We start from the raw sequence: 12,783 nt of genomic DNA on the forward strand, positions 1-12,783 counted from the left end.
CTAAGTATATGATAGATTGCAAAATGGCTCGGCACTAAGAGCACTTCATCAAAGTATGTTAAGCTCTTTTCATTCGCTCTGTACCCTTTACAGTCATTATTTCGTCTACCTTAATATCTGAGGATTTTGCAAAAAAAACAATAAGCGACTGGAATCGAATTTTGCAAAATCCTGATCTATGAAAACCATTCCGAAGGAGTGATAAAGTATGAGAAAGGTACTTGTATTGGGAGGAACGCGCTTTTTTGGCAAGAGACTGGTGGAACGTCTGCTGGAGAGTTCCGAGAACTCCGTTACCATCCTCACACGAGGCCAAACAAGCGATTCGTTCGGTGACCGCGTTCAGCGGATCTGTGCAGACCGTACCGACCGGCAAGCGCTCGCAGAGGCGGTAGGTGAGCAAGTGTGGGATGTTGTTTATGATAATATTTGCTTTTCTCCAGATGAAGCCAGCGAAGCCTGCCGCATTTTTGATGCTAAAGCCAAGAGGTATATTGTGACCTCCAGCCTATCCGTCTATGATTCGAGCCCGGAAGTGCTGACAGAGAGCATCTTTGATCCTCAAACTTACCCGGTTCGCAAGGGCGGGAAAGACGATTTTACATATCAGGAGGCTAAACGGCAGGCAGAAGCAGTTTTTATGCAACAAGCTACATTCCCTGTAGTCGCTGTTCGTTTTCCGATTGTATTGGGAACAGATGATTATACGAAAAGGCTTCATTTTCATATCGAACATGTTCGTGAAGGAACAGAAATCGGAATACCTAATTCCACAGCACAAATCTCATTTATTCGTTCCGATGAAGCCGCAGATTTTCTGCTTTGGCTCGGTCACACTCCTTTAACAGGGCCTGTAAATGCTTGCTCCGACGGTACAGTGAGGATTGGGGAGATCATTTCGATCATTGAGCAGACAACGGGAAAACAAGCTGTGGTGAAAGAAAAAACAGCAGACGAGCACATGTCTCCATTCGGTATTACACAATCGTGGTACATGGATACGTCCAAAGCTCAGTCAGAGGGGTACTCATTTCTCTCCCTAAATGAATGGCTTCCAGAGCTGATAACCAGCCTGAACCGTTCCTAAAATCATAAAAAAAGAGGACCCGAAGCTTCGGGTCCCAGCAATATATATAATTCAAAGGGGGTCATATCTATGTTGTACCCACTCTATGTTAAAGTAACTTTGCAGTTATGTTTCATCTTTGTAACAAAATGAAATGCAAATGAGTCCAGCCAAGGCAAGAACTCCACTCACTGCCACAGAAATAGAGAATGCTCTGATATAATCTGACAGATTAGCTTCTGAAAGCGTGTGATGGAGCAAGGAAGAGAACAAGATACCGATCAGAGCGACTCCCAACGAATTAGCCAAGTACATAAAGGTCGTAAACAAGCCTGAACCCGTTCCTGCCTCTTCAGCCGATACAGCACCAAGGACGACATGGGCCAGTGGCGTTGTGGCCATCCCGAGACCCAGACCATATACACCTAGTATCATGATATTTTGAATATGACATAAATGGATTGCATCTAGATGTAACGATCCAATGAGCAGAAAGCTACAAATCCCCATGATTAGCATACCTGATTTCAACACCTTGCTCCCCCACTTCTTTACTAGCCTGGACGACCATAATGAGGTGAGAAAAAAGCCAACACCAAGCGGCAAAAAGACCATGCTTGTGGATCGAACATTGTATTTCAAACCGGATTGTACATAATAATTTAAAATAAAGAAGAACGAAAACATACTAAGATAGATGACAATTACCGTCAATATCCCTGCGCCGAATGAACTCTTTCTAAATATAGATAGACGAATAAAAGGCGAGCCTTCCCTCTTTTCTTTTCCCATTTGCGTAACTATAAAAGCAACCAAAACCAGAATGGACAACAGCAGACACCCCCATGTCCATAAAGCCCAGCCCTGCTTTTGCCCGGTTGTCAACGGATAGACAAACAGCATTAAACCAAGAAGCAACAGAAAAGCCCCACCCCAATCCATATTCGGCACAGATCTGCCATAGGATTCCGTAATAATAGGACAAAAGAGTAACACTAACAGCCCAAAGGGGACATTAAAAAAGAAAATGATGCGCCAGCCCAGGCCGAAAAGGTTCCAGTCTACCAAAAATCCACCCAGAATTAAACCAAGTGTAAATCCAACCCCAATGATAGCTCCGTAAATTGCAAATACCAGTCCCTTCTCTTTGGGAAGAAAGCTGCTTTGCATGATAGATAGAACCTGGGGTTGAATCATGGCAGCTGATATCCCTTGAAGCACACGAATCATAATGATTAACGTAGGCTGCGATACGATCCCCCCTAACAGAGCCATCAATGTAAACCCCAACACCCCGATACATAACATGCGTCTTCTACCATACATATCTCCAAGTTTGCCGCCCAATATCAAGGCCACAGCCAATCCCAGAGAATATCCCGTAAATATGAGCTGTGCCTCTGAAAAACTGGCATGCAGGTCCGCCTGCATCATCGGAAGGGCAACCTGCATCATATAGTTGTTCAGTGAAATTAATAAAGTAGGAAGTAAAATCAGAGCTAATGCGTACCAGCGACGCGAATCTACCTGCTGTACTGCTTGAGGATTAGTCATGGCTATGGCAAAACGATCTTTCATTGTAGTTCCTCCAACCTATAATGGGCATCTTTAATCTTTTCATTTCTCATCTCAACTGATAACCATTATCATCTATAAAGCAAGGGGGTCTCTACCTGCAAAGGTATTTTCTATCCCTATAGAAGGAGCACCAATAAAAAATCCTCCAAACATGATGGACATGCTTGAAGGATTGTTTCATTAAAATTTATTCGTAAATGTATCTGGATTACGTATTTTTTTGATATATTCGCTAGGATTACAACCATAATACTTTCGAAAGGTTGTCGTAAAATTACTGGCGTTGCTGTACCCGATTGAAAATGCCGTCTCTCCAATGTTTAATTGTTCAACTTCCAAGTACCAGAGAGCTTTTTCCATTCTTTGCTTACGCACCATTTCAAAAATAGTCATTCCGAATAAATGGGGGAATCCTTTCTTTAGCTTGAATTCATTAAGCCCAACCTTTCGGGCCAACGCTTGAATCGACAGGGGGTGCTCAAAATGAAGAATGACGAATTCACGAGCCTTATGGAGCTTTGAAATATCTTCACGACTTATAAAATGGCTTGTCCCCCTTGTTACATGTCCATCCATCTCCCCAAACAATGCAATAAACTCCATTGCCTTACTTTCCATGTATAACCGTTTCATCGTCCCATTGTAGTTACAATGTATCATGTCATAAACACACCTGTGCATGGCGGGCGTATCCGCGTAGGCGTCAATATTCCCTTTGTAACGTTGTAACCATGTTTCTATGCTATGCTTTTCTGCAATATCTCCGGCGTAAGAAAATAGCTCTTGGGGAGAACACCTTATTTCCACCATTTGGTGGTGAACGCCTGCCTTCTTTTCCTCATAAACCAGTTCATCCTCTAAATATAAAACATTCCCGGTCAACCGATTGGTATGACTTTCTTTGCCGTTCCATTCACAGTATATTTCACCATTTAAGCAATAGCTGAGTTCAAAGAGCGGACAAGCCTCCTGAATATGAAGCTTCATATTCTGTTCAAAGGTGAGATCCGTGACCACGATTTCCATACCTGGACGAATCCGTGTGCGAGTCATACTTCCCTTACCTATATGCGAGGGAATCGTGAGTTGTTGCTCCGATTTTTTATGATGAATATGACCATCCACAAGCTCAGTGAATTGGTCAAATAAATGATGAATGTCTGCACTCCATATATTCAAAGCCAATGCCAGCCCTTCTTTCCTGTTCAGTTCTAACTATAGGATAACAAAAAAAGAGGACCCGAATCATCGGGTCCCAGCAACATATATTATTCAAAAGGGGGTCATGTCTGTATTGTACCCGTCCTGTGTTAGAGTTGTTTTGCAGTTATATTTCATCTTTGTAACAAAATATTCCACTGCCATTTCTACGCATAATCCCCTTGGGTCATCGAAAATACCAATACACTCGGTACCTCGCCTGAGGGATCATAAGCACCAATTGTACGCAGCAGGCGCATCTTATTTTTAATAAGCACGCGCATGGAAGCCTGATTATCCTCTTGGCAACGACTTTCGATCCGCTTGAGCTTCAAAGATCCGAAACCAAAATTCAGCATTTCTCCTACCATTTCTGTAGCCAGCCCCTGTCCCCAAAAAGGACGATCCAAAATATAGCCCAATTGCGCCTCACCCGTTCTTTCATTCCATTGCTGAAAAGAGACGATACCGAGCAACGGTGAGGAGGTAGGCTCATTGGACTCACCAAGTAAATTGCTTTCTCCTGTATTTCTCTGATGCCATTCCACCGCAAAATGCAGGGAATCTAGTGAATCAGCAGATACTTTAATTTGCGCAACCAGACGCCGCATTCGTGTATAGACTGGCTTGCGAATTCGATTCACATATTGGATCACCAATGGATCGGATAGGATCCGTTCCAGCGCGGGATAATCCTCTGCTCTTAGCTGGCGCAATCGGACTCGACGGGCGTAAAGCTCCGGTAGCCCAAGACGAAGCATTTCTCTGGTCAGCACAATGTCCCCTCCTGCGGATGGATTGGCTTTTAGAAATGAATGTTTCCATACTTAATCCAGGTCCTGAATCCCCCGGTAAATTCCTGTGCGCAGCTCTCGAATATAATACGGCAAAGAAGGTACAGCAGCTTCCTCCGCTTGTTTTACCGCCAGTTCTATATCATAAGGTACACGTACAAAATGAATGGAGAAGGACGTAGGCTGCTCCTCTCCCATCTCCCCCTCTAAAATGCAGTAGGAAGCCTGCGTAACATCCAACGGATTCCCGACACTACCGACGTTAAAAAGTGTTTTTCCCTGAAAATGCTGGATAAAAGCATTGTGCACATCACCATATCCCACGACATCCGGAGCAAAAACAACTTTTCCATTTTCTTCTGCTAACGGATCGAACATGGCAAGCCGTTTTTCCGGCTCATCCCATGGCTGCACACGGTGATATACACTTTGCGGCGAGGCATGCACCAGACGGATACGGCGTCCGCTCATTCTGAAATCATAATGAAACGGTAACTGTGCCAAATACTGCACTCGTTCTGCCCCCAAGCGTTCGGCTTGCCAGCTAAAATTGAGATCATCCGTAATACTAACCAGCTCATCCCAATTCCCCCGCACGACCACTTCACAACGTTGACGGACAGCATCCAGAACCTCGCACGGGCTAGGCCCTTTGCCGATCAGATCCCCCAAACAAAACACACGGCTAATGCCTCGGGAAGCAATATCCTCCAGCACCGCCTCACAGGCAGGCCAATTGCCATGAATATCTGAAATGACAGCAATACGATCCATCTGAACCTCACTCCTTTGTCCGAAACGACTACATCTCTACACTACATTCGAGCCATCTTTATGTAGTTCCAACATATATGATAAAGATGAAAAAAAGATCATGGCCTATTGGCCGGATTTTAACGTAATGACACTAAGCTCCGGTCTGCACAGCACGCGAATCGGCAGATGTGTCATGCCAATGCCTCGGCTGACATACAGCGGCATTCTCTCCGTTCCCACATGAAATAATCCCTGGATGTACTTGCGTCCACCCGGAGGCGGCATCGGCGCTCCAATGACCGGCAAGCGTACCTGTCCTCCATGCGTATGCCCTGACAGTTGAAGATCAAAGGACATTTGCGCCGCCACATCTGCATAGTCCGGCTCATGCATCAGCAGGAGCTTGCACATCTCATCAGGTAGTCCGTGAATGGCACGCTGCGGATTGGGCTTGCCCATGATGTTATCCTCTAAACCGACCAAGGCTACACGCTGTCCCGCAAGCTCTACAATCGCATGCTCGTTTCTCAGCAACGTAAACCCGGTTTTCGGATACAATTCCTGTACTCCGGCTGGTAAGCCTCTATAATCATGATTGCCCAGAATAGCAAATTTGCCAAGTGTGGCGTGCATAGAAGCCATAACTGGAACAGCAGCCTTCATGGATACTGCATAGTCATCCACAATATCGCCTGTAAAACAGAGCAAATCTGGCTTCAGACCTGCTATACGGTCCGCAAGCTCGCGTAGATCCTGCTCATCCATGTGAAAACCCAAGTGCACATCACTGAAATGTACGACCCTGATTCCGTCAAAAGCAGACGGAAGACGAGGGAGAAACAAGTTGAAGCGTGTAATTTCCAAATGATTAGGCTCCCATAAGGAAGCATATCCTCCAGCCAGAAGCGCGGTTCCGGCTGTGGCTAAAGCCGCTTTTTTCAAAAAATGGCGGCGCGAAGGATTGGCTGGTTCATTTGAAATGGAACGCCGCGAAGAACCGGGAGGGATAGCGGACCCCTGATGCGGGCCATCCTGACTCTCGCGGCGGGTGTGCGGCGTCTTCTCCATATGCATTCCCCCCTGCAATCTATTCCTTGATCTCACTTTTTAGAAATTCTTACTGTCCAGAAGCTTTAGCGGTAGTTGGACAACCACTGCTCCGCATAGTCTACCAAATCACGTTGCCTCGCGAAAAAACATGAAGCCTCCCCAATGTTCACCCGCGTAAAGGCTGAGGGACAGTCCCGTTCAAAATCAAGTCCCAGCTTCTCAAAGTCATCTGAGGTAATATTAAAATCCTGAAAAGATACCCACGCTTTTGCTCCATCCACCATCATAGGAGCTTGATGCGTGATCACTTCTCGTCCATTATAGGCTGTTCGATATTCCGCCAAATGCAAGGACGTGTTGCTGTCATGTTCGCAGCCCAACAGCAGTACATAGGCATCTGCCTCATACAGCTTTGCCAAGGGCGAATGCTCACCCAGCCCAAAATCAAGCTCATGCGCCTCCAGCAAGTCTGAAGCAGCAGGTCCACGTGCCGCCAGAGAAACATGCGGATGTCCGCTGCGCTTGGTTCCTGGCAGACCACGGAACGTTTCTACAATGACGCCCATCCCTCCGGTCAGCGTCCAGGCCGGATCATAAGCGGGCATTTCCTCGCGTACCAGTTCCCACCATGACTCATCCAGAGGCGGGTTCATCCAAGTCGAGGGATCAGTCAAGTCATGAGACTGTGTCGGCATTACCAGCGTCCCTTCCGGACCAACCGCTTCGGTTAGCGCGGCAAGAATGGCTGAGGCCCCGCCTGGAACAAAGCGTCCAAAGCTGCGCATCGACGAGTGAACAAGCAATGTCATGCCGCTCCGAACTCCCAGATCCTTTAATCCCTTCATTACATCCGACCTAGTGACAGGTCGATTCGTTATCGGTTGCACAGTCACCTGTCCAGCCTCCTTTTCACCAAAAACGATACACAATACCATAATTATACCATAACTGCTATCCCGCGCTCCTTTCTCCATGTTACCCTCCATCATTCCTGAGCGCAAAAAAACAGGCTTTCTCCAGTTTGAGAAAAAGCCTGTTTGTGCATAACCTATTCGCTGTCTAGTGCTATACAGTCAGCCAGCGCTTGAACATATGCTTGGTCGTTTCCTTGTTCATTTCGGCAATAGAAGTTGTCAACGGAATGCCTTTCGGGCAAGAGCGTACGCAGTTTTGCGAGTTCCCGCACCCTTCCAGCCCGTCGTCCGTCATCAACGCCTCCAGCCGCTCTTCCTGATTCATTTCCCCTGTCGGATGGCTGTTGAACAGGCGAACCTGAGATATCGCCGCAGGTCCGATGAACGTCGTCTTCTCGTTGACGTTCGGGCAAGCTTCCAGACAGACACCGCAGGTCATGCACTTGGACAGCTCATACGCCCACTGACGCTTTTTCTCTGCCATTCTAGGACCAGGGCCCAGATCGTAGGTACCGTCAATCGGAATCCACGCTTTGACCTTCTTGAGCGCATTAAACATCCGGCTGCGGTCGATGACCAAATCCCGAACTACCGGGAACGTGCTCATCGGCGCGATCGTAATCGGCTGCTCCAGCTTATCGACGAGCGCCGCACAGGCCTGACGCGGCTTGCCGTTAATCACCATGGAGCATGCTCCGCATACTTCCTCCAGGCAATTCGACTCCCAGCACACCGGAGCCGTCTCTTTACCGTGGCTGTCCACCGGGTTACGCTGAATTTCCATCAGCGCGCTAATCACATTCATCCCCGGACGATAAGCCAATTCGAATTCTTCCGTATAGGAACTGGTTTTAGGATCAGCTTGACGGGTCACAACGAACTTCACTGTTTTATTCGACTTCACTGCTTGCTCCGACATCTAAATACACTCCCTTCCGTTATTTGTTCTTGGAATAATCCCGAATACGCGGCTTGATCAGCGAAACATCCACCGCTTCATACGAGATTTGTGGTCCTTCCGGTGTCCAGTCCGCAATCGTCGTTTTCAGGAAATCCTCATCGTTGCGATCCGGGAAGTCTGGTTTGTAATGGGCCCCGCGGCTTTCGTTGCGCAACAGCGCACCTTTGGTCATCGCTTCGGCCAGCTCCATCATATTCCACAGTTGCCGTGTAAACGCCGCACCCGCATTGTTCCAGCGCGAAGCGTCATTGATGTTAATGTTAGAGTAACGCTCCTTCAGCTCCTTGATCTTGTGGATCGTAGCTTCCAGCTTGTCATTATAACGAACCACAGTCATGTTGTTCGTCATCCACTCGCCCAGCTCTTTATGAAGAACATAAGCATTTTCTTTTCCGTCCATATGCAAAATACGCTCATACTTCTCCGTCTGCTGATTAACTGCCGCATCAAATACGGAAGTAGCTATATCCTGTGCAGATTTTTTCAAGCCTTTGATATATTCCACAGCCTTAGGTCCAGCTACCATCCCGCCGTAAATGGCTGACAGCAACGAGTTCGCACCCAAACGGTTCGCACCGTGATATTGGAATTCACACTCACCAGCCGCGAACAAGCCCGGTATATTCGTCATCTGATTGTAATCGACCCACATGCCGCCCATTGAATAATGAACAGCCGGGAATATTTTCATCGGGATTTTGCGCGGATCGTCACCGACGAATTTTTCATAGATTTCAATAATGCCGCCCAGCTTTACATCCAGCTCTTTCGGGTCCTTGTGGGACAGATCGAGGTAGACCATGTTCTCGCCATTAATACCCAGTCCATCATCAACGCATACACTGAATATTTCACGTGTTGCAATATCGCGAGGGACCAGATTTCCGTAAGCCGGATACTTTTCTTCGAGGAAATACCATGGCTTACCGTCCTTATACGTCCAAATACGACCGCCTTCTCCCCGTGCCGACTCGGACATGAGACGCAGCTTGTCATCCCCTGGTATAGCCGTCGGATGAATCTGGATAAACTCACCGTTCGCATAGCGTACGCCTTGCTGATACACCGCACCAGCAGCTGTGCCCGTATTAATGACGGAATTCGTGGTTTTACCGAAAATAATCCCGGGGCCACCAGACGCCAAAATAACTGCATCTGCTGCAAAAGTCTTCACTTCCATCGTACGCAAATCCTGCCCGCAAATCCCTCGACAGATGCCTTCATCATCCAGTACAGCCTGTAAAAACTCCCAATTTTCATACTTGGTCACCAAACCAGCAGATTCCCAGCGCCGTACCTGCTCATCGAGAGCGTACAGAAGCTGCTGTCCTGTCGTCGCACCAGCAAAGGCGGTCCGATGATGCTGGGTACCGCCGAAGCGGCGGAAGTCCAGCAGTCCTTCCGGTGTCCGGTTAAACATGACGCCCATGCGGTCCATGAGATGAATGATCCCTGGAGCCGCTTCGCACATCGCTTTTACCGGAGGCTGGTTGGCCAGAAAGTCCCCGCCATAGACCGAATCATCAAAGTGAATCCAGGGTGAGTCTCCCTCACCCTTGGTATTTACCGCACCATTGATGCCGCCTTGAGCACAAACGGAGTGGGACCTTTTGACCGGAACCAAAGAAAATAAATGAACGTGAACTCCCGCCTCTGCCGCCTTGATCGTAGCCATTAGACCTGCCAGACCGCCGCCCACGACAATAATGTTGGATGCTGCCATTTCTGCTCACTCCTTTTTTTCAGGATTTTAACCAAATCCCCTTTTACGTTTAAAAATAGAATCTCAACACGATGTATAATGGATATGACTCATTTACAGTAGCTGTTTAAAAGCGCTGCATTGCACCAAGGCAGTTGCCGTTTCCTGAAATTCCGCGCTGCGGAATGCAAGCAGGGAAGCGATGAAGCCGATAGACACCACCACGAACAGGGTCATACAGATATAAGAAGATACTTTTTGCGCACGCGGTCCCACAGTAATCCCCCAACTGACCATAAATGCCCACAGTCCGTTAGCAAAGTGAAAGGATGCCGAAACGACACTGATTAAATACAAAATGAAATAAACCGGGTTCGTCACGATGCCATGCATAACGCCGCCTAGCTCCTCATGAGTTACTTTACCCAGAGCTACCTGAAAGCGTGTGTCGTATACGTGCCAGATAATAAATACAAATGTAATGACGCCAGAAATACGCTGGAACAGAAAGCGCCAGTTACGTGAATAGCCGAACCTTTTGACATTCGGGTCAGCCTGATAAGCGATATACAAGCCATAAATCCCGTGGAACAGTAATGGCAAGTAGATGAATAACGTTTCTAGCACAATAACCAGCGGCAAACCATTCAGGAAGGCCACGCTGCGATTAAATCCTTCCTTGCCGCCCTCCACCGCTGTGAAGTTCGTCACCAAATGCTCAACAAAAAATAGAGCCAACGGAATGACGCCAAGAAGCGAATGCAGCTTTCTGGAATAAAATCCTCTCATCTAGGTCATGCTCCCTTCTCTCAATAATAGCGTTTTCAATAGTAATATAACATATAAAATGACAGTTCCCGACAGGAAATGTCCAACAAGGTGTCCCTTATTAGGAAAAACAAAAGTGTGAACATCTTGTGTCGCTTTCATGTTACTCCTTTTCGGCTTATAATGGAATTGCAATATACGTATTAATTATTATGTCTTTTTTGCATATAGAGAGGAAGTGGATGATTTGTTTGAGGATTTGAACGCTTTTGCCGTCATTGTCGAGCAGTCCAGCCTGAATAAAGCCTCCAAACTGCTGAATCTGTCCCAACCTGCCCTGTCTCGCAAAATTGCCAAGCTGGAGGAAGAGCTGGGTGTGAATCTCTTTGATCGTCGGGGCAAACGGCTCGAAATTACGTCCACTGGCCGATTTGTTTATACATTCGCGCTAGAGCAACGGCAACGACAGCTTCGCTTTTTACAAAAGCTGTCCCAGCACAAAAATGAAGCCCAGAGTATGCTTACACTCGGCGCAAGCCTCACGACACTCCAAACGACGCTGCCTACCCTCGTCGAAGCTTTCATGAGCAAGCATCCTCAAACCGAGCTGAAGCTGCTCACCGGTAAAACCCATGAAATCGTCGCCTTTGTACGTGATAAAAAAGCAGACGCCGGTATTGTCGGGTCTGCCATTCATGAAGCCGGACTGCGTTGCATTCCGCTATTTGATGATCATTTGGAGCTTGTTGTTCCCATTGGACATGAATTAACCGTCAAGACAGGAACGGCCTCGATGAAAGACCTGCAAGGATTGCCGATGATTATTTTCTCCAAAGGAACCTGGTATCGCAGTCTGACGGATGACTTATTCCAGCGCAGCGGCATCATGCCGGATATCCGCATGGAAATCGACTCCTTCGAGGCAATTGTACGCCTGCTTCCAACCTGTAAGGCTTCCGCCTTGCTACCCAAATCCTATTTGCGCAGCGAACTATTACGGGATAATGGACTCACTGCATTGTACTTGCCCGATTTGAAGGAGACACGCCGAACGACCTCCCTCATTTACTCGGAGACGACCGATCTCGGTCCGACAGCACGACGCTGGATTAGCGAGACACGTGCGTCGTTTGCAGGCTATCGTATGGTGTAGAGGGTTTAGCCCTCTTCATTGACATTAACAACCTCATCCTCAAAGCGACCGATATTGTCATTCGAGCCGATGATGACCATAATATCGTCTGCTTTTAGCCGATCCATAGCCGTCGGTGCGATCAGGATACCGTTCGCCGTATGAAGCGCCACGACACTACAACCAAAGCGAGTACGGGCATTTAGCTCTGCTAGCGTTTTGCCATTCAGACATGCAGGTACATTGAGTTCCACAATACTGTATTCTTTGGACAACTCCAAATAATCGAGCAAATTAGGCGTGACTAGCTGATGAGCCACCCGGATACCCATATCCCGTTCTGGATAAATGATCCGGTCCACACCGAGCTTCTCTAACGCACGCCCGTGCAGCACAGATATGGCTTTGGCTACGACTTTTTTCACACCCAGCTCCTTCAGCAAAATGGCGGTCAGGATGCTTACCTGAATGTCATCACCAATAGCAACAATGCCGCAATCGAAATTACGGATGCCCAGTGATCGCAATGAGTCTTCATCGGTAGCGTCCGCCACGACAGTATGTGTCAACATCTCACTCATACTGTCCACCACATCCTCATTCCGGTCAATGCCTAGCACCTCGCACCCCATATCCACCAATTGCAAAGCCAGGCTTGAGCCAAACCGTCCCAAGCCAATAACTACAAACTGCTGCGTTTTCATATCTACTCGAAAACTCCCTTATCTGAATCAATTTCATAAATGAGGATTTTGCAAAAATCCCATAAGCGACTTCCAATGAAGAAGATATAGATCGAAATGGTTTAGTTCGTCTATATCTTGACTTCGGAGCGACTGGTATCGAATTTTGCAAAATCCTG

At 47.4% G+C, this 12,783-nt stretch carries 12 protein-coding genes; 2 read left to right on the forward strand and 10 right to left on the reverse strand.

What is annotated here, in order from left to right; genetic code table 11:
• Nucleotides 1–208: 208 nt before the first annotated feature.
• Nucleotides 209–1,087 carry an NAD-dependent epimerase/dehydratase family protein gene (locus NSS66_RS19250; RefSeq protein ID WP_340959562.1) on the forward strand — a complete coding sequence of 293 codons (879 nt, stop codon included), beginning with the start codon at nucleotides 209–211 and terminating at the stop codon, nucleotides 1,085–1,087.
• Between the two features lie 105 nt (nucleotides 1,088–1,192).
• Here NSS66_RS19250 and NSS66_RS19255 read toward each other — a convergent pair whose 3' ends face one another.
• From NSS66_RS19255 to NSS66_RS19295, 9 genes are all read right to left on the reverse strand, one after another.
• Complete coding sequence (locus tag NSS66_RS19255; protein ID WP_340959563.1) at nucleotides 1,193–2,644, reverse strand: MFS transporter; 1,452 nt, start codon at nucleotides 2,642–2,644, stop codon at nucleotides 1,193–1,195.
• 180 nt (nucleotides 2,645–2,824) lie between these two features.
• Entirely contained in the window at nucleotides 2,825–3,829 is a 1,005-nt protein-coding gene (locus NSS66_RS19260; RefSeq protein WP_340959565.1) for an AraC family transcriptional regulator, read from the reverse strand.
• A 182-nt stretch (nucleotides 3,830–4,011) separates the two neighbouring features.
• The gene (locus NSS66_RS19265; protein WP_068941827.1) at nucleotides 4,012–4,620 is read right to left on the reverse strand and encodes a GNAT family N-acetyltransferase; all 609 of its coding nucleotides are present in this window, start codon (nucleotides 4,618–4,620) and stop codon (nucleotides 4,012–4,014) included.
• Nucleotides 4,621–4,671: 51 nt separating this feature from the next.
• Nucleotides 4,672–5,412, reverse strand: a complete 741-nt coding sequence (locus tag NSS66_RS19270; RefSeq protein ID WP_023990140.1) for a metallophosphoesterase family protein — start codon at nucleotides 5,410–5,412, stop codon at nucleotides 4,672–4,674.
• 105 nt (nucleotides 5,413–5,517) lie between these two features.
• Nucleotides 5,518–6,462 (reverse strand): metallophosphoesterase, encoded by a 945-nt coding sequence (locus tag NSS66_RS19275; RefSeq protein ID WP_076295555.1) that lies wholly within the window; start codon nucleotides 6,460–6,462, stop codon nucleotides 5,518–5,520.
• Nucleotides 6,463–6,527: 65 nt separating this feature from the next.
• Nucleotides 6,528–7,337, reverse strand: coding sequence for an aminoglycoside N(3)-acetyltransferase (locus NSS66_RS19280; protein ID WP_023990142.1), 810 nt, complete (start codon nucleotides 7,335–7,337; stop codon nucleotides 6,528–6,530).
• A gap of 172 nt (nucleotides 7,338–7,509) precedes the next feature.
• Entirely contained in the window at nucleotides 7,510–8,277 is a 768-nt protein-coding gene (gene sdhB, locus NSS66_RS19285) for a succinate dehydrogenase iron-sulfur subunit (protein ID WP_053326044.1), read from the reverse strand.
• Between the two features lie 19 nt (nucleotides 8,278–8,296).
• On the reverse strand, nucleotides 8,297–10,042 hold the full coding sequence (gene sdhA, locus NSS66_RS19290; protein WP_013311796.1) for a succinate dehydrogenase flavoprotein subunit: 1,746 nt from the start codon (nucleotides 10,040–10,042) through the stop codon (nucleotides 8,297–8,299).
• 93 nt (nucleotides 10,043–10,135) lie between these two features.
• Nucleotides 10,136–10,810: a succinate dehydrogenase cytochrome b558 subunit gene (locus NSS66_RS19295; protein ID WP_023990144.1), complete on the reverse strand. Its 675-nt coding sequence runs from the start codon at nucleotides 10,808–10,810 to the stop codon at nucleotides 10,136–10,138.
• A gap of 226 nt (nucleotides 10,811–11,036) precedes the next feature.
• Between NSS66_RS19295 and NSS66_RS19300 the strand changes: the two genes are divergently transcribed.
• Nucleotides 11,037–11,942, forward strand: coding sequence for a LysR family transcriptional regulator (locus tag NSS66_RS19300; protein ID WP_028541456.1), 906 nt, complete (start codon nucleotides 11,037–11,039; stop codon nucleotides 11,940–11,942).
• Nucleotides 11,943–11,947: 5 nt separating this feature from the next.
• Here NSS66_RS19300 and NSS66_RS19305 read toward each other — a convergent pair whose 3' ends face one another.
• The gene (locus tag NSS66_RS19305; protein ID WP_023990146.1) at nucleotides 11,948–12,625 is read right to left on the reverse strand and encodes a potassium channel family protein; all 678 of its coding nucleotides are present in this window, start codon (nucleotides 12,623–12,625) and stop codon (nucleotides 11,948–11,950) included.
• Between the last annotated feature and the right edge of the window lie 158 nt (nucleotides 12,626–12,783).

Source organism: Paenibacillus sp. FSL R10-2748 (assembly GCF_038005565.1).
Taxonomy (GTDB): domain Bacteria; phylum Bacillota; class Bacilli; order Paenibacillales; family Paenibacillaceae; genus Paenibacillus; species Paenibacillus polymyxa_B.